The 21552-nt window shown below is 69.5% G+C and carries 26 protein-coding genes; 21 read left to right on the top strand and 5 right to left on the bottom strand.

Going from position 1 to position 21552, the window contains the following annotated elements; translation table 11 throughout:
• Positions 1 to 2 precede the first annotated feature (2 nt).
• From rplR to AA0Y20_RS00695, 15 genes are all read left to right on the top strand, one after another.
• Complete coding sequence (gene rplR, locus AA0Y20_RS00765) at positions 3 to 362, top strand: 50S ribosomal protein L18 (protein WP_412936632.1); 360 nt, start codon at positions 3 to 5, stop codon at positions 360 to 362.
• A complete protein-coding gene (rpsE, locus tag AA0Y20_RS00760) occupies positions 359 to 1057 on the top strand; it encodes a 30S ribosomal protein S5 (RefSeq protein ID WP_023954060.1) in 699 nt (232 codons plus the stop codon). Before rplR ends, rpsE begins: the two co-directional genes overlap by 4 nt.
• The gene (rpmD, locus tag AA0Y20_RS00755; RefSeq protein WP_023954062.1) at positions 1057 to 1242 is read left to right on the top strand and encodes a 50S ribosomal protein L30; all 186 of its coding nucleotides are present in this window, start codon (positions 1057 to 1059) and stop codon (positions 1240 to 1242) included. Before rpsE ends, rpmD begins: the two co-directional genes overlap by 1 nt.
• Positions 1242 to 1733 (top strand): 50S ribosomal protein L15, encoded by a 492-nt coding sequence (rplO, locus tag AA0Y20_RS00750; protein ID WP_412936630.1) that lies wholly within the window; start codon positions 1242 to 1244, stop codon positions 1731 to 1733. The genes rpmD and rplO overlap by 1 nt, the downstream gene beginning before the upstream one ends.
• 131 nt (positions 1734 to 1864) lie before the next feature.
• The gene (gene secY, locus AA0Y20_RS00745) at positions 1865 to 3190 is read left to right on the top strand and encodes a preprotein translocase subunit SecY (RefSeq protein ID WP_412936628.1); all 1326 of its coding nucleotides are present in this window, start codon (positions 1865 to 1867) and stop codon (positions 3188 to 3190) included.
• Positions 3187 to 3774: an adenylate kinase gene (locus tag AA0Y20_RS00740; protein WP_412936626.1), complete on the top strand. Its 588-nt coding sequence runs from the start codon at positions 3187 to 3189 to the stop codon at positions 3772 to 3774. The genes secY and AA0Y20_RS00740 overlap by 4 nt, the downstream gene beginning before the upstream one ends.
• Entirely contained in the window at positions 3771 to 4604 is an 834-nt protein-coding gene (map, locus tag AA0Y20_RS00735) for a type I methionyl aminopeptidase (RefSeq protein WP_412936625.1), read from the top strand. The genes AA0Y20_RS00740 and map overlap by 4 nt, the downstream gene beginning before the upstream one ends.
• Positions 4605 to 4615: 11 nt before the next feature.
• On the top strand, positions 4616 to 5302 hold the full coding sequence (locus AA0Y20_RS00730) for a DsbA family protein (protein ID WP_412936623.1): 687 nt from the start codon (positions 4616 to 4618) through the stop codon (positions 5300 to 5302).
• A gap of 155 nt (positions 5303 to 5457) precedes the next feature.
• Complete coding sequence (infA, locus tag AA0Y20_RS00725; RefSeq protein WP_017201569.1) at positions 5458 to 5679, top strand: translation initiation factor IF-1; 222 nt, start codon at positions 5458 to 5460, stop codon at positions 5677 to 5679.
• A gap of 76 nt (positions 5680 to 5755) precedes the next feature.
• Entirely contained in the window at positions 5756 to 5872 is a 117-nt protein-coding gene (rpmJ, locus tag AA0Y20_RS00720) for a 50S ribosomal protein L36 (RefSeq protein ID WP_005050492.1), read from the top strand.
• A 156-nt stretch (positions 5873 to 6028) separates the two neighbouring features.
• Positions 6029 to 6403: a 30S ribosomal protein S13 gene (rpsM, locus tag AA0Y20_RS00715; RefSeq protein WP_056371363.1), complete on the top strand. Its 375-nt coding sequence runs from the start codon at positions 6029 to 6031 to the stop codon at positions 6401 to 6403.
• A 34-nt stretch (positions 6404 to 6437) separates the two neighbouring features.
• Positions 6438 to 6836: a 30S ribosomal protein S11 gene (gene rpsK, locus AA0Y20_RS00710; RefSeq protein ID WP_023954078.1), complete on the top strand. Its 399-nt coding sequence runs from the start codon at positions 6438 to 6440 to the stop codon at positions 6834 to 6836.
• Between the two features lie 122 nt (positions 6837 to 6958).
• A complete protein-coding gene (locus AA0Y20_RS00705) occupies positions 6959 to 7948 on the top strand; it encodes a DNA-directed RNA polymerase subunit alpha (protein WP_023954080.1) in 990 nt (329 codons plus the stop codon).
• Between the two features lie 29 nt (positions 7949 to 7977).
• Positions 7978 to 8547, top strand: coding sequence for a 50S ribosomal protein L17 (rplQ, locus tag AA0Y20_RS00700; protein ID WP_412936620.1), 570 nt, complete (start codon positions 7978 to 7980; stop codon positions 8545 to 8547).
• A 72-nt stretch (positions 8548 to 8619) separates the two neighbouring features.
• Positions 8620 to 9621 (top strand): GNAT family N-acetyltransferase, encoded by a 1002-nt coding sequence (locus tag AA0Y20_RS00695; protein ID WP_412936619.1) that lies wholly within the window; start codon positions 8620 to 8622, stop codon positions 9619 to 9621.
• Here AA0Y20_RS00695 and AA0Y20_RS00690 read toward each other — a convergent pair.
• Complete coding sequence (locus tag AA0Y20_RS00690) at positions 9615 to 11489, bottom strand: acyltransferase family protein (protein WP_412936617.1); 1875 nt, start codon at positions 11487 to 11489, stop codon at positions 9615 to 9617. The two genes, AA0Y20_RS00695 and AA0Y20_RS00690, sit on opposite strands and share 7 nt — an antisense overlap.
• 134 nt (positions 11490 to 11623) lie before the next feature.
• Between AA0Y20_RS00690 and AA0Y20_RS00685 the strand changes: the two genes are divergently transcribed.
• From AA0Y20_RS00685 to AA0Y20_RS00675, 3 genes are read left to right on the top strand one after another with little or no spacing between them, the layout of a single operon-like run.
• On the top strand, positions 11624 to 12508 hold the full coding sequence (locus AA0Y20_RS00685; RefSeq protein ID WP_412936615.1) for a PfkB family carbohydrate kinase: 885 nt from the start codon (positions 11624 to 11626) through the stop codon (positions 12506 to 12508).
• A gap of 4 nt (positions 12509 to 12512) precedes the next feature.
• A complete protein-coding gene (gene truA / locus AA0Y20_RS00680; RefSeq protein WP_412936613.1) occupies positions 12513 to 13346 on the top strand; it encodes a tRNA pseudouridine(38-40) synthase TruA in 834 nt (277 codons plus the stop codon).
• Positions 13347 to 13378: 32 nt separating this feature from the next.
• On the top strand, positions 13379 to 14047 hold the full coding sequence (locus tag AA0Y20_RS00675) for an endonuclease/exonuclease/phosphatase family protein (RefSeq protein WP_412936611.1): 669 nt from the start codon (positions 13379 to 13381) through the stop codon (positions 14045 to 14047).
• Positions 14048 to 14138: 91 nt separating this feature from the next.
• Here the strand turns inward: AA0Y20_RS00675 and AA0Y20_RS00670 are convergent, their stop codons facing one another.
• From AA0Y20_RS00670 to AA0Y20_RS00660, 3 genes are all read right to left on the bottom strand, one after another.
• On the bottom strand, positions 14139 to 14702 hold the full coding sequence (locus tag AA0Y20_RS00670; protein ID WP_412936609.1) for a hypothetical protein: 564 nt from the start codon (positions 14700 to 14702) through the stop codon (positions 14139 to 14141).
• Between the two features lie 184 nt (positions 14703 to 14886).
• On the bottom strand, positions 14887 to 15435 hold the full coding sequence (locus AA0Y20_RS00665; protein WP_412936607.1) for a cell wall protein: 549 nt from the start codon (positions 15433 to 15435) through the stop codon (positions 14887 to 14889).
• 11 nt (positions 15436 to 15446) lie between these two features.
• Positions 15447 to 17240, bottom strand: coding sequence for a DUF4012 domain-containing protein (locus AA0Y20_RS00660; RefSeq protein ID WP_412936605.1), 1794 nt, complete (start codon positions 17238 to 17240; stop codon positions 15447 to 15449).
• A 77-nt stretch (positions 17241 to 17317) separates the two neighbouring features.
• Here AA0Y20_RS00660 and AA0Y20_RS00655 point away from each other — a divergent pair, with 77 nt between their 5' ends.
• The 3 genes from AA0Y20_RS00655 (at position 17318) to AA0Y20_RS00645 (ending at position 20465) form a co-directional block, all read left to right on the top strand.
• Positions 17318 to 17932 carry a hypothetical protein gene (locus tag AA0Y20_RS00655; RefSeq protein WP_413331829.1) on the top strand — a complete coding sequence of 205 codons (615 nt, stop codon included), beginning with the start codon at positions 17318 to 17320 and terminating at the stop codon, positions 17930 to 17932.
• 130 nt (positions 17933 to 18062) lie between these two features.
• Positions 18063 to 18839 (top strand): fructose 1,6-bisphosphatase, encoded by a 777-nt coding sequence (locus AA0Y20_RS00650; RefSeq protein ID WP_412936601.1) that lies wholly within the window; start codon positions 18063 to 18065, stop codon positions 18837 to 18839.
• 129 nt (positions 18840 to 18968) lie between these two features.
• On the top strand, positions 18969 to 20465 hold the full coding sequence (locus AA0Y20_RS00645) for a glycosyltransferase family 2 protein (protein WP_412936599.1): 1497 nt from the start codon (positions 18969 to 18971) through the stop codon (positions 20463 to 20465).
• Between the two features lie 22 nt (positions 20466 to 20487).
• On the opposite strand, the gene AA0Y20_RS00640 is transcribed toward AA0Y20_RS00645, so the two are convergent.
• Positions 20488 to 21552 carry a response regulator transcription factor gene (locus AA0Y20_RS00640; protein ID WP_412936597.1) on the bottom strand — a complete coding sequence of 355 codons (1065 nt, stop codon included), beginning with the start codon at positions 21550 to 21552 and terminating at the stop codon, positions 20488 to 20490.

Raw genomic sequence — 21552 nt, 5'->3', positions numbered from 1 at the left:
GCATGGCTGTGAAGAGCAAGTCCGACGCCCGTGCGCGTCGTCACGCCCGCCTTCGCAAGAAGATCGTAGGCACCGAGGTCCGGCCGCGCCTGGTCGTGACCCGCTCGGCCCGCCACGTCTTCGTGCAGCTCGTCGACGACGCCAAGGGCCACACCGTGGCTTCGGCGTCGACGCTCGAGGCCGACCTGCGCACGTTCGACGGTGACAAGACCGCCAAGGCCCGCAAGGTCGGCGAGCTCGTCGCCGAGCGCGCCAAGGCCGCCGGCGTCGAGGACGTCGTGTTCGACCGCGGTGGCAACCGCTACGCGGGCCGTGTCGCAGCGATCGCCGACGGCGCTCGCGAGGGAGGTCTGAACCTGTGAGCGATGCAGTGACCAACAACAACGGAGAGAACCCTGTGACCGAACAGGCTACGACCGAGCAGGCCGCAGGCACCGCTCCCGTCGAGCGCGAGGCCCGCGAGCCCCGCCGTGGCAGCCGCGAGCGCAGCAACAACCGCGACCGCGGTTCGCGCGACGCCGACAAGAGCCAGTTCCTGGAGCGCGTCGTCACGATCAACCGCGTGTCGAAGGTCGTCAAGGGTGGTCGTCGCTTCAGCTTCACCGCTCTCGTCGTCGTCGGCGACGGAAACGGTCTGGTCGGCGTCGGCTACGGCAAGGCGCGTGAGGTCCCCCTCGCCATCTCCAAGGGTGTCGAAGAGGCCAAGCGCAACTTCTTCCGCGTTCCCCGCACCGGCTCGACCATCCCGCACCCCGTGCAGGGTGAGGCAGCCGCCGGCGTGGTGCTCCTGCGCCCCGCCGCCGCCGGTACCGGTGTTATCGCCGGTGGTCCCGTGCGCGCCGTGCTCGAGTGCGCCGGTATCCACGACGTCCTGTCGAAGTCGCTCGGCTCGTCGAACACGATCAACATCGTGCACGCGACCGTCGAGGCACTGAAGCAGCTCGAGGAGCCCCGTGCGGTCGCCGCACGCCGTGGCCTGGACTTCGACCAGGTCGCGCCGGCTCGCCTCGTGCGCGCTGAGGCCGAGGCGAACGCCGCACAGAAGGTAGGTGCCTGATGGCCGCTCGACTGAAGGTCACCCAGGTCAAGTCCAAGGTGAGCGAGAAGCAGAACCAGCGCGACACGCTGCGTTCGCTGGGTCTCAAGCGGATCGGCGACTCGGTCGTCCGTCCCGACGACGCGCAGACGCGCGGCTACGTCAAGACCGTCGCGCACCTCGTGAAGGTTGAGGAGATCGACTGATGGTTGAGAAGAAGGACGACAAGAAGGCGAAGGCCGAGACCACGGCCACTCGTCCCGGCGTGCTGAAGGTCCACCACCTGCGCCCCGTCCCGGGTTCCAACACCGCGAAGACCCGTGTCGGTCGCGGTGAGGGCTCGAAGGGTAAGACCGCGGGCCGCGGAACCAAGGGTCAGAAGGCCCGTTACCAGGTCAAGGCGGGCTTCGAGGGTGGCCAGATGCCGCTCCACATGCGCACGCCGAAGCTGCGCGGGTTCAAGAACCCGTTCCGCGTCGAGTACCAGGTCGTGAACCTGGACAAGCTCGCGGAGCTCTACCCGCAGGGCGGTGACGTCACCATCAGCGACCTGGTCGCGAAGGGTGCCGTCCGCAAGAACGAGAAGGTCAAGGTGCTCGGCACCGGCGACATCTCGGTGGCGCTGAACGTGTCGGTCGACAAGGTCTCGGGCTCTGCCGAGCAGAAGATCGTCGCAGCCGGCGGTTCCATCAAGTAATTCGCCAGCGAGGGCCGGAGTCAGCTCCGGCCCTCGCTTCGTCGTATCCGAGGCGCGCCTGTGAACGGCCTGGGATACCCTGGTTGACGGTGTCTTCCCGAGACGCCGCCCATCCCTTGGGAGGAATCCACTTGTTCAGCGCCATTGCGCGGGTCTTCCGCACCCCGGATCTCCGGCGGAAGATCGGCTTCACCCTGGCGATCATCGCCATCTACCGCCTGGGCGCCCACGTCCCGACGCCGTTCGTGAACTTCCCGAACGTGCAGAGCTGTCTCGACCAGAGCGGTACCGCGCAGGGCCTGCTCTCGCTCGTGAACCTGTTCTCGGGCGGCGCTCTGCTGCAGCTGTCGATCTTCGCGCTCGGCGTGATGCCGTACATCACCGCGACGATCATCGTCCAGCTGCTCCGCGTCGTGATCCCGCACTTCGAGACCCTCTACAAGGAGGGCCAGTCGGGCCAGGCGAAGCTGACGCAGTACACGCGGTACCTCACCATCGCGCTGGCGCTGCTGCAGTCCACGACCCTCGTGACGGTCGCCCGCTCCGGTCAGCTGATCCCGGTCACCGGTGTTCCCGAGTGCGCGCAGCTGGTGACCTCCGAGGCCTGGTACGCCCAGCTCCTCATGATCATCACGATGACCGCCGGCACCGGCCTCATCATGTGGTTCGCCGAGCTCGTCACCGAGCGCGGCGTCGGCAACGGCATGTCGATCCTCATCTTCACCTCGATCGCGGCGACCTTCCCCGCCGCTCTGTGGTCGATCGCGGTCGCCCGCGGCTTCGAGATCTTCCTCCTCGTCCTGGCGGTCGGCATCGCGGTCGTCGCCCTCGTCGTCTTCGTCGAGCAGTCGCAGCGCCGCATCCCCGTGCAGTACGCCAAGCGGATGGTCGGGCGCCGCACGTACGGCGGCACGAACACCTACATCCCGATCAAGGTCAACATGGCCGGCGTCGTCCCCGTGATCTTCGCGTCGTCGCTGCTGTACATCCCGGCGCTGATCGCGCAGTTCAACCAGAACCCGGATGCCGACGGCAACGTGCCCGGCTGGGTGGCGTGGATCCAGCAGTACTTCACGACCGGTGACAGCCCGCTGTACATGGCGGTCTACTTCCTCCTGATCATCGGGTTCACCTACTTCTACGTCGCGATCACGTTCAACCCGGTCGACGTCGCCGACAACATGAAGAAGTACGGCGGCTTCATCCCCGGCATCCGTGCCGGCCGGCCGACGGCGGAGTACCTCGACTACGTCCTCACCCGCATCACCGCTCCCGGCTCGATCTACCTGGGCCTCATCGCCCTGCTGCCGCTGATCGCCCTCGCGACGGTCGGTGCGAACCAGAACTTCCCGTTCGGCGGCGCATCGATCCTGATCATCGTCGGCGTCGGTCTCGAGACGGTGAAGCAGATCGACGCGCAGCTCCAGCAGCGCCACTACGAAGGGCTGCTGCGATGACGGCTGCACGTCTGCTGATCGTCGGGCCTCAGGGCTCGGGCAAGGGCACTCAGGGAGTGCGCATCGCCGAGGCGCTGGGTGTCCCGGCCGTCTCGACGGGCGACGTGTTCCGCGCGAACGTCAAGGAGGGCACGGAGCTCGGCCAGCAGGTCAAGGCGATCATCGACGCCGGCGACCTGGTGCCCGACGAGCTGACGAGCGCGATCGTCCGCGACCGGCTGGCGCAGGATGACGCAGCCGGCGGTTTCCTCCTCGACGGCTACCCCCGCAACCTCGCTCAGGTCGCCGATCTCGACGCGTTCCTCCAGGGTCGCGGCGAGGCGCTCACGGGCGTCATCGAGCTCGTCGTCCCCCGCGAGGAGTCGATCGCGCGCCTGTCGAAGCGATCCGCTGAGCAGGGGCGCGACGATGACAACGCCGAGTCCATCGCGAAGCGTCTGTCGATCTACGAGAACGAGACGGCACCGATCCTCGACGTCTTCCGCGAGCGCGGCATCGTCGACCAGATCGACGGCGTCGGCTCGCTCGACGAGATCACCGAGCGCATCACCGCAGCTCTGACCGCGCGCGGCATCACGGCGTGATCGGCCGCCGCTCCATCTACAAGTCGCCTGCTCAGCTGCGGGCGATGGTCGAGCCGGGCCTCATCACGGCGGCGGCGCTGCAGGCGGTGCGCGAGAGGGTGGCGCCCGGCGTGACCACCCTCGAGCTCGACGCGATCGCGGCGGACGTCATCCGCTCCCGCGGTGCGGAGTCGAATTTCCAGCTCGTCCGCGGCTACCGCCACACGGTGTGCGCCTCGGTGAACGAGCAGGTCGTGCACGGCATCCCGAATTCACGCCCGCTCGAGCCCGGCGACATCCTGTCGATCGATGCCGGCGCTCAGTTCCGTGGCTGGAACGGTGACTCCGCCATCACGATCGTCGTCCCCGACCCCGCGCGGCCGGAGCTGGTGGCGGCGCGCGAGCGTCTGTCGCAGGTGACGGAGGAGTCGCTGTGGGCGGGCATCGCGGCGATGGCGAACGCGAAGCGCATCGGCGAGATCGGCGACGCCATCCAGACCTCCATCGAGGCGTCGGCTGAGGGGTACGGCATCCTGCGCGACTACGTCGGGCATGGAATCGGCCGCAAGATGCACGAGGCGCCGTCGGTGTTCAACTATCGCGTGCCAGACCTCGGCCCCGAGGTGAAACCCGGTCTCGTGCTCGCGATCGAGCCGATGGTCGTGGCCGGCTCCGAGGAGACGTTCACCGAGGACGACGACTGGACCGTGTCGACGATCGACGGGTCGGACGGCTCCCATTGGGAACATAGCGTCGCGGTGCATGATGGGGGCATCTGGGTTCTCACGGCGGCTGACGGTGGCGCCGCGGGGCTCGCTCCGTATGGAATCGTGCCGACGGAGATCGGCTGAGGAGAGAAGTGATGGCTACTGTGGCGACGGGCAAGACGAACTGGTTCGCGATCTGGGTGTCGACGGCCGTGGTGGTCGTCGTGGCTCTCATCGTCGCTCTCGTGGTCTGGATGAACAACAGCGCGACCGACCCCGGTACCCTGCCGACCGGTTCGGGCATCAACCAGGAGACCGGCGCCATCGTCGTCGGTGAGGGATCGCAGACCCTCGACACGTACATCGACTTCATGTGCCCGATCTGCGGTCAGTTCGAGACGACCTACGGCCCGGAGATCCTCGATCTCGTCAACGACGGCACGGTCACCCTCAACATCCACCCGATCTCGATCCTCGACCGGTACTCGCAGGGCACGGAGTACTCGACGCGTGCGGCCAACGCCATGTACTGCGTCGCGGAGGCCGACCCCGATGCGGCCGTGCCGTTCATGCAGGCGATGTTCGAGCAGCAGCCTGCCGAGCAGTCGACCGGGCTCACGGACGAGCAGATCCTGCAGATCGCCTCGGATGCGGGCGTGACCGGGATCGACTCGTGCGTCTCCGACCGCACCTACGACTCGTTCGTGACGGCGAAGACGAAGGAGACCCCGATCCAGCCCGGCTCCAGCGGGATCGGAACCCCCACGATCGCGGTCAACGGCGAGACCATCTCGAACAGCACCATCCCCGCGCGCGGATCGTTCGCGACGCTCTTCAACTGAGCGTCGGGGCGCGACGCGCCGCGCGAGATACGGCGAGTTGCCGGACGGTGCGGTAGCGCGTATGCTTGATCTTTGGTGCGTTGCGCCTCTCTCGGCGTGTCACCGACAATCCCATCCAACGCAGACCGACCGGTCTGCCAACTGTAAGCGAGCGTATGGCCAAGAAAGACGGTGTCATCGAGATCGAGGGCGTGATCTCCGAGGCTCTGCCGAACGCGATGTTCCGCGTCGAGCTGAGCAACGGACACAAGGTCCTCGCAACGATCTCGGGAAAGATGCGACAGAACTACATCCGCATCATCCCCGAAGACCGCGTCGTCGTGGAGCTCAGCCCCTACGACCTCACGCGCGGTCGCATCGTCTACCGCTACCGCTGAGCCCAGCGCGCACCGGTCGAGAAGTAACGCCCCGGAGCTCCTGCTCCGTCGGCGAAGACAGCGAATCAGGAAAATCATGAAGGTCAACCCCTCCGTCAAGCCCATCTGCGACCACTGCAAGGTCATCCGTCGCCACGGTCGCGTCATGGTCATCTGCAAGTCGAACCCGCGTCACAAGCAGCGCCAGGGCTGATCGGATGCCGCGTCCGCGCGGCACCCGGTACGACGACAACTCAATACACCTCAGGCAGATCAGATCCCGCCCGGCACCGCCGGCGGGGGACACCTCGGGACGAAGGCCCGAGCACCGATCCTGCTCCACACCTTCGACTACTCCTAGGAGAACCGCATGGCACGTCTTGCCGGCGTTGACATCCCGCGCGACAAGCGCGTGGTGATCGCCCTCACGTACATCTACGGCGTGGGCCGTACCCGCTCGAACGAGATCCTCGCTGCGACGGAGATCGACGAGAACATCCGCGTCAAGGACCTCAGCGACGACCAGCTCGTCGCGCTCCGCGACTACATCGAGGGCAACTACAAGGTGGAGGGTGACCTTCGCCGCGAGGTCGCCGCCGACATCCGCCGCAAGGTCGAGATCGGTTCCTACGAGGGTCTGCGCCACCGCCGTGGCCTGCCCGTGCGCGGTCAGCGCACCAAGACCAACGCGCGTACGCGCAAGGGTCCCAAGCGCACCGTCGCCGGCAAGAAGAAGGCGCGCTAAGGCGCGGCCCCCACAGGTTTAGGAGAACACGCACATGGCACAGGCCAAGTCCGCAGCGCGCAAGCCGCGCCGCAAGGAGAAGAAGAACATCGCGCTGGGCCACGCCCACATCAAGTCGACGTTCAACAACACGATCGTCTCGATCACCGACCCGTCGGGCGCCGTCATCAGCTGGGCCTCCTCGGGTGGCGTCGGCTTCAAGGGCTCGCGCAAGTCGACCCCCTACGCCGCCGGCATGGCCGCCGAGTCCGCTGCGCGTCAGGCGCAGGAGCACGGTGTCAAGAAGGTCGACGTCTTCGTCAAGGGTCCGGGTTCGGGCCGTGAGACCGCGATCCGCTCGCTGACGGCCGCCGGCCTCGAGGTGGGGTCCATCCAGGACGTCACCCCCCAGGCCCACAACGGCTGCCGTCCCCCCAAGCGCCGCCGCGTCTGAGCTGACACGGATCCGGATGCCGCATCGCGCGGCATCCGGACTTCCGTCGTTTCCTTGAAAACTCAACACCTCACTGAATTGCACGTGTCATATAGCGGTCACGTGATCGAAAGGAACACATAGTGCTCATCGCACAGCGTCCCACTCTGACCGAGGAGAAGATCGGCGAGTTCCGCAGCCGGTTCGTCGTCGAGCCGCTCGAGCCCGGCTTCGGCTACACCATCGGCAACGCGCTGCGCCGCAGCCTGCTGTCGTCCATCCCGGGTGCCGCCGTCACCAGCATCCGTTTCGACGGCGTGCTGCACGAGTTCAGCACGATTCCGGGCGTGAAGGAGGATGTCACCGAGATCATCCTCAACATCAAGCAGCTGGTCGTCTCGTCCGAGCGCGACGAGCCCATCACGGCGTACCTGCGCAAGACCGGTGCCGGTGAGGTCACGGCCGCCGACATCTCGGCTCCCGCCGGTGTCGAGGTGCACAACCCCGACCTGGTCATCGCGACGCTCAACGACAGCGCGAAGTTCGAGCTCGAGCTCGTCATCGAGCGCGGTCGCGGCTACGTGTCGGCGACGCAGAACCGCAACGAGTACGCCGAGGCCGGTCAGATCCCGATCGACTCGATCTACTCGCCCGTCCTGAAGGTCAGCTACCGCGTCGAGGCCACTCGTGCCGGTGAGCGCACCGACTTCGACAAGCTCGTCCTCGACGTCGAGTCGAAGGCGTCCATCTCGCCGCGCGACGCCGTCGCGTCGGCCGGTCGCACGCTCGTCGAGCTGTTCGGTCTCGCCCGCGAGCTGAACGTCGAGGCCGAGGGCATCGAGATCGGCCCCGCGCCGGTCGCCGAGGTCCTCACCAACGAGCTGTCGATGCCGATCGAGGATCTCGATCTGTCGGTCCGCTCGTACAACTGCCTCAAGCGCGAGGGCATCAACACGGTGTCCGAGCTGGTCGCCCTCTCGGAGACGCAGCTCATGAACATCCGCAACTTCGGTCAGAAGTCGGTCGATGAGGTGCGCGACAAGCTCGTCTCCCTCGGCCTGTCGCTGAAGGACTCGGTTCCCGGGTTCGACGGTGCGCACTTCTACGGCGGATACGACGACGAGAACCTCTGAGCCCCCCTTTCTTCCTGGAGTAATCAAACATGCCTAAGCCCACGAAGGGTCCCCGCCTCGGAGGCGGCCCCGCACACGAGCGCCTGCTTCTCGCGAACCTCGCCGCGGCCCTGTTCACGCACAAGTCGATCACGACGACCGAGACGAAGGCCAAGCGCCTGCGTCCGTACGCCGAGCGTCTGGTCACGTTCGCCAAGCGCGGCGACCTGCACGCCCGCCGCCGCGTCGCGACGGTCATCGGTGACAAGAGCGTCGTGCACGAGCTCTTCGCCGAGATCGCGCCGCTGGTCGCCGAGCGCGAGGGTGGCTACACCCGCATCACGAAGATCGGCAACCGCAAGGGCGACAACGCCCCCATGGCCGTCATCGAGCTCGTCCTCGAGCCGGTGAACCCGAAGCCGAAGTCGGCCAAGAAGTCCGCCGCGGCCGCTCCCACCGAGGAGGCTTCCGCCGAGGAGGCTCCCGTCGAGGAGACCACCGAGGCTCCGGCCGACGACACGGCCGCCGACGCCGGCGCCGAGTCGCCGGAGGAGGGCGCGGCCGCTGAGGCTGCGGCCGAGGACGCCGCTGAGGCTCCCGCCGAGGACGACAAGAAGTAACCAGCGCCAGCCGCTGACATCGGGCCCGCACTCTCCTCGGAGAGTGCGGGCCCGATGTGCGAGGGTGGAGGGGTGAGCGAGCCGAACGCACCGTCCTGCCCGGCCGTCGCCGATTGGCGGACGGCGACCCCCGACGACATCGACGTCATCCACAGCGTCCTGGCCGCAGCCGATCGCGTCGACCATCCGACCTGGACGACGCCGCGCGAGGACGTCGCCGAGACGTTCGAGCTGTCGCACGTCGACCACGCACGCGACACGATGATCGCTTTCGACGCGGACGGTGAGGCCGTCGCCGTCGGTACCGTCATGCTGCATCCCTCCCGCGACGAGCACCTGCACATCTACCTGACCGGGGCCGTCCGCCCCGACCGGCGCGGGCTCGGCATCGGCACGGCTCTGTTCCGGTGGCAGCACGAGCGCGCCGAGGAGCAGCTGCAGGAGGCGCGGGCATCGGATGACGCGATCGCGGCTCTCCCCGCGGAGATCCAGGTGTACGCGTCGGAGAAGAACAGCGCTCTCGAGCGCATCGCCGAGTCGCTCGACTATCGCACCGAGCGATGGTTCTCCACGATGCACCGTGATCTCACGCAGCCGATCGCCGACGTCTCCGCTCCTGACGGCATCGAGCTCGTGGCGTTCTCGTCCGACCGGGCGGAGGACGCGCGCCGGGCGCGCAACGACGCCTTCCGCGACCACTGGGGAAGCCTTCCCACGCCCCCCGAGCGCTGGCAGCAGTTCATCGGCGGTCCGTTCCTGCGACCCGATCTCTGCACGCTGGCCCTCGACGGCGGCGATATCGTCGCGTTCTGTCTCGCGTCGGTGAACGAGGGCGACTTCGATGTGCTCGGGCCCAACGCCTACATCGACCTCGTCGGGGTCGTCCGCTCGCACCGTCGCCGCGGTCTGGCGCCCGCGGTGATCTTGCGGTCGCTCACGGCCATGCGCGGCGCAGGGCTCGGCATGGCCGTTCTCGACGTCGACACCGAGAGCCCGACGGGCGCCAACGCGCTGTACGGCGGCCTGGGGTTCACCGCGTTCGAACGCGACCGGGTGCTGGTCCGCCGCTACTGATCCTCGCCGGCCCCGAGCATCTCCAGCAGCGTCGTGCGCGTCTGCTCGGCAGCCCATTGCGCCGTCGCGAGCTGAGTGGCGGCCCCGTCGACCGCGCGCTTCACCGTGCGGGCATAGAGCTCACCGCCAGCCGACTCGGGGTGGATGTGGTCACCGGCGAGGAGGTCGGCGTGACCGGCGATCGCGCTCTCCCAGTCGGCGACGGCGACCCGCGGATGCGTCGCGGCGAAGGCCGTGAGATCGCGGTTGACGCCGGGGATCCAGTCGCGTGGGGCCGACGCGTTCACGAGGATGACGTAGCGCTCCGGACCCGCGACGTCGACGATGCGCTGCAACGCCTCCGTCGAGACGGGGCCGTTGGTCCCGAGGCCGACGACGACGTACTCCCGGAGCTCACCCGACGCCGCGAGGTCTTCGACGATGCGGACGCCCGCCCACAGCGAGCGCGAGACCTCCGCGTCGACGGCGATGCCCGGCATCGCCTCCAGCAGACCGGGCGCCGAGGCGAGCATGACGGAGTCGCCGACGGCGCTCACCCGGGTTCCATCGACGGTCTGAGCACCCGGCGCGGGTTCCGGTGTGGGGTGTCGCTCCGCCTGCGCCAGCGCATCGCGTCCGGCATCCACGACGCTCTGGCTCGTCGTGTCGCGCGGCGCTGCAGCGACTGCCGCCGTCGTCCCGCCGAGAGCCAGCGCCGCCGCCACAGCGGCGGCGAGGGTCGCGGCCCGCCGCGACGGGCGTGACCGCAGGCCTCGGCGGGCCATCGCGAGCGCGCCGCGGAATCCGTGCCGCCGCACGGGCTGCTCGATCCACCGGTAGGACACCGCCGCCAGGACCACGGAGGCGAGCGCGACGCCGACACCGCTCACCACGGGAACGCCGATCTCGGGCCCCGCGCCGCTGAGCTGGAACGACAGCAGGACGAGCAGCGGCCAGTGCCACAGGTACACGGCGTACGACCGTTCGCCGAGCCAGCGCAGCGGGGCGATGTCGAGGGCGCGGCCGAACCACGAACCCGGCCACGCCGCGATGAGCAGCACGACGGCGGTGAGGAGCGACGCGATGACACTCGAGCCCGGGAACGTGATGGCCTCGCCTCCGCCCACGGCGGCCGCGGCGACGATGCCCGCCGTCGCGGCGGCGCCGGCGATCACGCCCCACACCGGGCCGACGCCCGCGACAGACGAGCGGCGCACCACGAGTCCGTGCAGGAGGAAGGCGACGGCGACACCGATGAGGAGACCGAAGGCGTGCGTGTCGGTGCCGAAGTAGACGCGGGTGAGGTCAGCGCCCGCCGCGACGCTCGCGAACGCCCAGGCTGCCGACAGGGCAGCGAGCGCGAGGGCGGCAGCCGCGCGCGAACGGCGGCCCGGGAGCAGCAGGAAGAGGGGGAGCAGGAGCGGCCACAGCAGATAGAACTGCTCCTCGACGGCGAGCGACCACAGGTTGCGGAAGATCTCGGGGTCGGCTGCGGAGAAGTAGGTGCCGCCGTCGGCCATCGACACCCAGTTGTAGGAGAAGGTCGCGGCCCCCGAAACCTGCAGGCCCATGTGGACGAGCACGTCGCCGCCGACGAGCCATGCCAGGGATGCGCTCACCGTCACGACCGTCGCGAGTGCCGGCAGCAAGCGTCGGGCACGCCGTGCCCAGAATCTCCGCAGTCGGATACGGCCCTCGCGGGCGCGCTCGCGCAGAAGCAGCGTCGTGATCAGGAAGCCCGAGATCACGAAGAAGACGTCGACGCCGACATACCCGCTCCGGAGGAAGGCGTCGGGGAACAGGTGGTAGACGACGACGAGAACGACGGCGATGGCGCGGAGGCCGTCGAGTCCCGCGATGCGGGCGCGCGGAAGAGGCGGAGATGTCATACGGCGATGTCCGGAGTCGTCGGGGGGACGGGCGGCGGCAGCCTCCCAGTGTAGAGGGGGTGCCTGAGGTGATGTGGTAGACCGGAGGAGGTGCGCGGAATCCGCGCGGATCGAGTTTCGAGAACAGGTGGAACATGGGCGCTCCCGAGGTGCTGGTGCTGGGTGAGGCGTTGGTCGACATCGTCGAGACCGAGGGCGGGGAGACCGAGCACGTCGGCGGCAGCCCGGCCAACGTCGCGGTGGGCGTCGCTCGTCTCGGGGTCGCCGTGCGCTTGGCGACACGACTCGGCCGCGACGAGCGCGGCGAGCGGATCGCCCGCCACGTGCGTGACGCGGGGGCCGATGTCGCCGAGGGCTCGTGGACCGATGCTCCGACGGACACGGCGCGTGCCCGCATCCGTCCCGACGGCTCGGCGGAGTACCGGTTCGACGTGGCCGGGGTGGTTCCGCCCGTGTCGCCCGGCGACGCCGCGCTCGTGCACACCGGGTCGATCGCCCTGTTCCTCGACCCGGGTGGCGAAGCCTGCCTCGCGGCGCTGGAGGCCGCCCGCGGCAGCGCGATCGTCACGGTCGACCCCAACATCCGTCCGGCGCTCGTCGGCTCCCGCGAGACGGCGCTCGTCCGCTTCGCGCGTGCCGCGGCGGCCGCCGACCTCGTCAAGCTCAGCGACGAGGATGCGGAGTGGCTGTGGCCCGACGCCGATCTCCGGACCGTGCTCGAGACGATCGCGGGACTCGGTGCTGCGGTGGTCGTCATCACGCGGGGCGGCGATGGCGCGATCGGCCGGGGGCGCGACGGTGCGGTCGTCGAGGTCGACGGGGTCCGGGTGACCGTCGCGGACACGATCGGCGCGGGCGACTCGTTCATGGCGAGCCTGATCGCCACGCTCGTCGACCGCGGCGTGCCGGCGGAGGCCGACGCGCTCGCCGAAGCGCTGCGGGTCGCGGCACGCGCCGCCGCGATCACGGTGTCGCGGCCCGGGGCCAACCCGCCCACGCGCGCCGAGCTGGAAGACTGAGCGGGTGCGTCTGAGACTGGACATCGCCTACGACGGGTCGGGGTTCTCGGGCTGGGCTCGCCAGCCCGGTCTGCGCACCGTCCAGGGGGTGATCGAGGCGGCCGTCAGCCGGGTCCTCGGCGGCGACGCTCAGCTCGTGGTCGCGGGTCGCACGGACGCCGGTGTGCATGCGTCGGGTCAGGTCGCGCATCTCGACCTGACCGAGGCTCAGGAATCGAGGCTGCGGCGCGGCCGTGACCCCGAGCCCGCCGCGCTCGCCGCGCGACTGAACGGCGTGCTCGGCCGTCACGCGGACGTCCACGTGCGGGCGACCTCCGAAGCCCCGGACGGGTTCGATGCCCGGTTCTCCGCCGTGTGGCGGCGCTACGCCTACCGTGTCGCCGACCGCACGACCGGCTACGACCCCCTCGAGCGCTTCCGCACGACGTTCGTGCCGGCGGCGCTCGACGGCGAGCTGATGGATGCCGCGGCCCGCAGCCTCGTCGGGCTCCACGATTTCGCCGCGTACTGCAAGCCGCGGCCCGAGGCGACGACGATCCGGACTCTGCTCGAGTTCGACTGGCGGCGGGATGAGAGCGGAGTGCTGGTCGCGAACGTCAAAGCCGACGCGTTCTGCCACAGCATGGTGCGAGCCCTGGTCGGGGCCTGCGTCGCGGTGGGGGAGGGGCGGCTCGGCGTCGACGAGGTCGCGGTCCTCCGTGACGCTCGTCAGCGGACGAGCGCCTTCGCTGTGCTCGCCGCACGCGGGCTCACTCTCACCGAGGTCGGCTACCCCGCCGACGATCTGCTCGCGGCGCGTGCGGAGCAGACCCGCGCCCGCCGCGCAACAGACACCTGACCGAAAGGAAGCGGGCGTAGCCTGGCGACACCATGAAGGTCATCTCGTACAACCTGCGCAAGCACCGTGCCGCATCCGAGCTCGCCGAACTCGTCGAGCAGCATGGAGCGGACGTGCTGTGCTTGCAGGAAGCGGACACCAGCGGCATCCCCGACGAGATCGGCGGGCTGCGGCTCGCCGAGGCGACCGCACGCAACCGGCTGGGCCTCGCCGTCTACTACCGGCAGAACACCTACCGGGCGGTCGAGGTCCGTTCGCTCGCGCTGAAGAAGTCGTTGCACGACCGCGTCCTCAAGCCGGCGGAGGAACGCATGCTCGGCGTGCGGCTGCGCGACATCGACGACGGGCGCGACGTCATCGTGGCGAGCTTCCACGCAGCGCCCCTCACGGCGCTGAACTCCCTGCGCCGCAATCAGATCCAGGCGGCGCTGGGCGCTCTGTCGGAGCTCGGCGCGGGACTGCCGATCCTCATGGTGGGTGACTACAACTATCCGGTCTTCAAGGAGAACCTGGGGCAGGTCGTGCGGAAGCAGGGTTACGAGCTGACACTCAGCGATGCCCGGACCTACACCCGCTACAAGTTCTTCCGTGGCCACTACGACTTCGCCACGAGCGTCGGATTCGACATCGCCCGGGTCCAGACGCTGCCGCAGGGCGCGAGCGATCACCTGCCGATCCTGGTGACCGCCGAACCGGTCTGAGCCGAACCGGTCTGAGCCGAACCGGCCCGAGAAAGACGGATGCCCCGGAGCCGAGGCTCCGGGGCATCCGATCGTGCTGTGTGCGCCGTGATCAGGCAGCAGCCTCCGCGTTGCGGTGGCGGCGGACCGTGCTGGCCACGGCGATGCTGCCGCCGGCGAGGGCGAGAGCGCCGCCGCCGATCCACAGGCCGAGGAGAGCGGCGTTGTCGCCACCGGTGGCGGGCAGGGTGCCCGAGCCGCCGGTGCTGCCCGAGCCACCAGCAGCGGCCGGGACGGCGATGGTGACGGTGCTCGAGCCCGAGACGGTGCCCGTGGCGGTGAGCGTGTACTCGCCGGTCGCGTTGGCGGGCAGGGTCACCTGGAAGGCGACCTCACCGGCTGCGTTCGCGGCCTTGGTCGTGCTGGTGGAGGTGACGGCGAACTTGACGAACGCGACGCTGCCTGCGGCAGCGTTCTCGCCCGTCAGGGTGCCGGTCACGGTCTCGTTCGGCTCGAAGTTGTTGAACGCGATCGTGGCGGTGCCACCCGCGGTCACGGTGACGGACGAGCCGCCCACGGGTGCCGGGGTGTAAGCGTTGGCGATGGCGGGGGCTGCAAAGACAGCCGCTGCGGCGATGGCGGAGGCCGCCGCCGCCTTGATGAGACGGTTCTTCATGTGTCCTGCTTTCCTTGGGTCATCCGGGAGGCTCACACCCAACGGAGAGGTAATGCTAAGGATTACGTCAGGAGTGGTCACAGCAAGTATTCAGGGCTGAGCCCCTCGGGCGCAAGCCCGGACGTTTCGATCGCGTTAACATTTCGTGATACGGATCGCGGACGACGCGCCGCGGACGCCTGATTCAGCGCGATTCGCGGGCCCGACGCACCGCCGAGGCCAGGGCGATGGTCGCTCCCGCCGCGACGAGCGCGCCGCCGCCCACCCACAGTCCGAGGGACGTACGGGCATCGCCGCCGGTCGCGGGCAGCCCCGATGCGTCGACGACCGATGCGCTGGCGGTGCCGCCGGCCGACGAGGGGGAGATCGCCTCGATGTTGTACACGCCCACCGCGTCGGCGGGGAAGGTGATCGCCACCGGGGCCAGAGCGCCGGCCGCCGACGACTCGCGCACCGTGCTGCCGGTGGTGACGGCGAACGCCGCGCGCGCGAACGCGACCCCGGCACCGTTCTCGCCGCGGACCGTGATCGTGATCGCCTCATCCGGACCGAAGGTGCCGTCGGCGCAGGCGAACTCGACCGTGCCGCCGGCGACGAACGCGCTGGGCGTCGTCGTGCAGGAGTTCGTCGGCGGGTAGATGGTGGCGCCGGTCGACGCGGACGCCGCCGCCGGCAGCGCGATGATCGCGGCGGCGAGGGTCGCGACGGCGGCGAGGGAGGCGGTGCGGCGCATGATCGGTGAGTCTATGCGTCGCCGCACCGAGCGACAACAACGGGGGGCCGGTCGGCGTCGACGGTGGGGGTGACCACGGCCGTGGCCGTCGTCGGGCCGCCCTGCGCCACGACGCTCACGGTCGCGGTGACCGACTCTCCGGGTGCGAGGTCGGACGAGAACACCATCACCTGCCGACCCGCGTGCGAGCCGCCGCCGAACCCCGCTCCGTCGGATCGCGTCGCCGACGAGAGGGCGTATCCCTCGGGCAGATAGAGGTAGGCGACCGTGCGGGCGATGCCCGCCGGGACGCCGAAACCGCCGCCGCCGGTGATGTACGACGGCAGAGAGGTGGCGGCATCCGCCGGTGCGTCGTTCGCGATGGTGACCTCGAGAGTCACGGGCGAGGAGGTGCGTCCGTCGCCGTCGACTGCGCACGTGTCCCAGGCGAGACGGGTGTCGGCGGTGAGGTAGTAGTCCATCTTCGACCCGGTGCCGTCGTTGAGGAAGACGCCGAACCCGGCGGTGTCGTCGTCCGTCGTCGGCAGCGGGCCGGCGAGCGTGGTGTCCGCGAGGACGGCCTGATCTTCCGGGATCGCGCTCCACAGCAGCAGGCGTCGCTCGTCGCCCGCGCGACCCAGAGCGGCGATCAGCGTGGCCGGGTCTGCGCCACCCGAGGCGAGCCGGTCGAAGACCGCGGCCGACGCCGCGGCGAAGAACGCATCCTGCTCGCGCGGGTTCTCGTAGCGCACGTAGACATCGTTGAGCAGCAGCGAGACGGCGTTGTCGGACGAGATCACATCGCCCGTCGGCAGCTCGACGGGGCCGGTGGCTTCGAGGATGTACGACAGAGCGACCGGGTCGGTCGCGATCACGCCGTCGACGCTCTGACCGGTCTGGCGGAGGAGCATCTCGCGCGCCAGCGGGCCGCCGACGGAGAAGTCGGGGATCTGCGTGACGTTCTGGATGTAGCGGGCGGGCCGCGTCTCGTAGATGCGCTCGATCTCGGGGTCGAGCGGGAGCACCGGCTCGCCGAAGTTGGAGAAGTCGGACGACGATGCCTGACCGGTCAGCTCGATCCGCCCGTCGACGGTCTTCACGATCGCCATCGCCCCGACGATGCCGCCCGTCGACCGCCATTCGGCGTTGTTCTGGAACGCCAGGAGATACGTGCGCTCGCCGGACGACCCGAGCATCGACGGCAGCAGTGTCGCCGCACGGGCCAGCGCGTCGGTGGCCGACGCGCCGGTGTCGAGCAGGTCCGAGACCTCGTCGACGGCGGCCCGGAGGGGGCCGACGAGGGGGGTGTCGTCGAGTGCCCGCACGGATGCCGCGGCCGCGGCGACGGTGTCGGCTCCAGCTCGAGCGGGCTCGGCGATCTCGCGGAACACGGCGGTGTCGATCCGCCCGTCGACCGGGCGGAAGGCGTCGGGTGAGAACGCCGACGCCACCTCGGCGAGGGGGAGGAGCCCGTCGCGGGCGACGTCGTCGGCCGCGGCCGCGATCGTCCCGACCGCATGGAGCTGCGGGCCGATCCACGGGGTGCCCTCGGCGAGCGACCAGACGGGGTCGGACGTCAGCTCGCGTGCCCGGGCGGCGTGCTCGGCGGCGTCGGAGATGTGCGGGGCCGCGGCGGCGGGGTCGGCGAGGGCGTCGACGGCGCTGCGTGCGGAGGCCTCGACCTCGCGGAGCTCGCCGTACGCGAGGGCCCCGCGGACGCCGACCCAGGCGGCGACCGCGATGAGCGCGATCAGGAAGAGCCCGGCGAGGGAGGCCAACGCGAGCTGCGTCCGGCGCAGGGGGCGGGGCTGGTCAGCGGTGCGCACCCGATCACTCTAAGGGGCGGGTGCGTGCGTACACTTTGCGAGAGGAAGCGGAGGACTCGATGATGCGACGCTGGGGGATGGCCGCCGCGACTGCGGTGATGGCTGTGGCTCTCGTGGGGTGCGGACCCGCGCCGTGGAACCTCCCGTCCGGCGACGGCGGCGACGCCAGCGGGCCGGCGCCCTCTCCGAGCGTCTCGCGCACCGCCGTGCCGCCGCCGGTTCCGAACGACCTCTCGAGCGGATCGACCGAGCGCCAGGTGACGGCGGGGGCGGTGACCGGATCGCTCAACTACTGGTCCGACCTGTCGATGGACCGGTGGTCGGCGACGGCCCTCAAGCCGGTGAGCCTCTCGCTCGTGACGACCGTCAGCCCCGACGACGGTCAGAAGGTGTACCTGCAGAAGGCGACGATGATCGCCGTGCCCGGGAACGCGGAGGGAGACCTCAGCCCCCTCGCGCCGACGTCCGATCAGTCGGCCACCAACCCGGGATACCTCGTGCTGTCGCCCTACAGCTACTCGCAGACGTTCTACGTCGGCGAGGTGCCCCCCGAGGCCACCTTCGTCACGATCCGCTTCACCTACGACTTCCTCGTGCAGACGACGCCCACCTCCGACGAGTTCGCGAAGCAGACCGCGACCGACAGCATCACCGTCGCGATCGCGGCGGCGGGCGAGGCCGACGGCGGCTGAAACCTCAAGGTCACCGCAAGGCAACCTGAAGAGATCGGAAACCGGCCGGGATCGCGTCGTCCGGGATGCTTGTATGGCGACGCCCGCGACATCCGACGCCGGCCCCTCGCCTCGAGAAATCCGGTCTGCCATGTCTCCGCGCCGTGTACCCGCCTTCCGCTCGCCCGCGCTCCGCTCGCCTGCCCTCCGCACCGTCGTGTCGGCGAGTGCGCTCGCGCTCTCGCTCGTCGTGCTCTCGGGCTGCTCGCAGCTGACCGGGATGATCAACGCCGTGCAGGGGGAGCCGGTCTCGGCGGTCCCCGCACCCGCGCCCTCGCAGTCGCCGAGCATGGCCTTCAACTCGCAGTTCACCTACGACGGGTCGGTGTCGCTGTCCTCCGAGGTGGCGCAGGACCTGGAGCTGCGCCTCGACGTGTGGGCGCAGGATCCCAAGCGCACGCAGGAGTGGACCCCCGGTGCCGACAAGACGTTCGGCCTCGCGGTCAACGTCCACGACAAGCGCGTCGACGAGAAGGCCGTGCTCTCGCAGAAGCGGCGCGTGTTCATCTCGTCGATCTCCATCACCTCGCAGACCGCGCAGACGTCGGGGCAGGTGCAGAACCCGTTCCAGTTCAGCGCCGATCCGCGCACCCTCGTCCCCAGCGACACGATCCGCTCCGACCGCGGCCTGCTGCTCAACAGCTTCCAGGGCGGTCTGTACGTGCCGGAGACGGTCGTCCACGGGCTGCCGGCCGACACGTACGGGATGACGCTCGAGTTCGCGATGACCGTGTGGGTCGAAGGCAACGCGAACGACGACGCCAGCTTCACCCAGCAGACGGTCTACCAGTACCTGCCGGTCGCCATCTTCAGCGACGAGCAGGCGGCGGACGCGGCTCCCGCGCCTGCGCCCAGCGCGACGCCCTGAGCCGTCACGACACGTTCGCATTCCTTGCGCAGAAATTGCGGTTGACTTCGCCCGCTCTGAACACGCCGCGTTCGACAATGGACCGCGGCAGACAACAGCCGCCCCTCACCTCGCACAGGATGTGACCGCATGACTCAGACGCCGTACACGCCGTACACGCCGAATCCGGCGCTCGCGCAGCCGCAGCACCCCGCCCCGCAGGCGCCGGTGCAGCTGGCGGATCACTTCGAGACGACGTTCCCCGACGACTTCGAGTCGGTCCTCGAGAACACCACCGTCCACCGCTCCACGATCGGCTGCGTCATCCCGGCGTACAACGAGGAGGAGTCGATCGCCGACGTGATCGAGGGGCTGCTCGCACAGACGCGCGTGCCCGACGTCATCCACGTCATTGCGAACAACACGTCCGACAACACGGTGAAGATCGCCGCGGGGTACGCCGGACCGCACGAGGTCACGACCGAGCTCGGCACGCAGTTCACCGAGGTCTTCGTCCACGACATCGGCAAGAACCCCGACAAGAAGGTCGGCGCGCTCAACTACGGCTACTCGCTCGTCGAGGGCTACGACTACCTGCTCGGCGTCGACGGAGACACGATCGCCGACTCGCGCGCCGTGGAGTACCTCGAGTCGGAGGCCGTCGGCGACTCGCGCATCGGCGGCATCTCGGCGATCTACTCGATCGACGACAAGCCCATCAAGGGCACGATCGCGAAGTTCCTCATCGCCGGCCAGCGCACCCAGTTCGCCGCCTTCAACATGCAGAACCTGCTGCGTGGACGAAACATGGCCGTGCTCGGCGGGCAGTTCTCGATCTTCTCGACCAACGCCCTGCGCGACGCGATGAAGGCGAATCACCAGTCGACCCCGTGGGTCAAGGACTCCGAGGTCGAGGACTCGCTGCTCTCGCTGCAGATCAAGAGCGCGGGCTACCTGACGAAGATCAGCCCGTACGCCCGCGCCAACGTCGGCGGCATGACGACGCTGAAGGGCTATGACGCCCAGCAGGTGAAGTGGACCTACGGCGCCATCGAGCTGATGTGGCCGGGGCAGCGCGGCGACACGAAGGGCCAGCCGTTCCACCCGAACCTGCGTCTGCGCTGGTTCGAGAACTTCGGGATGCTGACGAACCTCTTCGTCCGCGTGGCGTTCCTCATCCTCCTGGCGGGCTCACTGTCGATCAGCGCCTTCGTCTTCTCGCCCCTGTGGCTCATCCCGCCGCTCGTCGCGGTGCTGCTGAACCTCCGCATGGCGCGCAGCATCAAGGACCACAACCAGCGCGACATCCTCTTCGCCCTGCTGGTGTTCCCGGCCGAAGCGTTCATGTGGGTCCGGCTCGGCCACTTCATGCGCTCGTGGTCGCGCTTCCTGTCGAAGAAGAAGGTCGACAACTGGGCGATGCAGGCCAAGGCCGAGAGCGGCGGCGGCAGCATCGGTCACTGGATGCCGATGCTCATCCTCGTCGCGGTGCTGCTGGCCATGGCGGTCGTCTGGAACCTCATCGGTCCCGTCGCGCAGTCGTCCATCCTCTGGATCGGCTGGCCGATCGTCGGCGTCGTGACCGTGCTGCAGACCCTGCTGATGTTCACCAAGCTCGTGCGCCGGCAGAACGGCTACAAGGTCTGAACCGGAGGCTGCGCCGCCGCGATCAGATCGCGGCGGCGTTCTCCGACGTCATGCGGTACCCGACGCCCCGCACGGTCTCGATGTACCGCGGGGTCGTCGGGCTGTCGCTCAGCTTGCGGCGCAGGTTGGTCATGTGCGCCTCGATCGCGCGCTTGTCGGCCTCGCCGACGAAGTAGCTCGTCACGTACGACTCGCCGCGGAGGACGAGCGTCAGGTCGGCCTTCGAACGCACACGTCGCTTCGAGGCCATCAGGGTCGAGAGCAGGTCGAACTCGGTGCGGGTGAGCTCCAGCTCGCGGCCCGCGATGTAGGCCAGCCGGGTGTCGGTGTCGACCTGCAGGTCGCGGTGCGTCAGCCAGTGCTCGCCGACGGCCGGGACGAGCTCGCCGCCGGGCTGATGCACGACGATGTCGGCGCCGGGTGCCGGTGTCTGCGCCGGAGCGTCGTTCGGGTGGTGCACGATGAACGGCTGCTGCGGCTGGATCTGCTGCGGCTGGATCTGTTGCTGCGCCGCCGGAGGCGCGTACTGCGGCGCCGCCGGGGGTGCGGGCTGCTGCGCCGGTGCGGCGCCGAAGCGCGCGAGGTACTCCTCGTACGAGAGCGGCGCGGCATCGGGGGCGGGCGCCGGCGCGGGGGCCGTCGGCGCGGGGCGCGCCCCGGGGAACGACGGACCGACGGAGTCCTGCTGGGGGGTCTGCTGGGCGGCGGCGGCGCGCGGGCGTCGCAGCAGGGCGTCGACCCGGGCGCGGAACTCGCGCGGGCGGAACGGCTTGACGATGTACTCATCGGCGCCGGCGCCCAGCCCGAGCACGACATCCGCTTCTTCGGACAGGCCGGTGAGCATGATGATGTACGTGTCGCTCTGCGCGCGGATGCGCCGGGCGGCTTCGAACCCGTCGATGCCGGGCATGTTCACGTCGAGGGTGGTCAGCAGCGGCCGATACGACAGCACCGCCTGGATGCCGTCGATGCCGTTGCCCACCGAGACGGTCGAGAAACCCGCCGCCTCGAGCACCTCGACGAGGAGATGGCGGATGTCGGGATCGTCCTCGACGATGACCGCCGTCTTCAGCTGCTCGGACATCAT

Source organism: Microbacterium pratiae, assembly GCF_047302165.1.
GTDB lineage: Bacteria > Actinomycetota > Actinomycetes > Actinomycetales > Microbacteriaceae > Microbacterium.
This window is presented reverse-complemented; position numbering and strand designations above follow the sequence as displayed.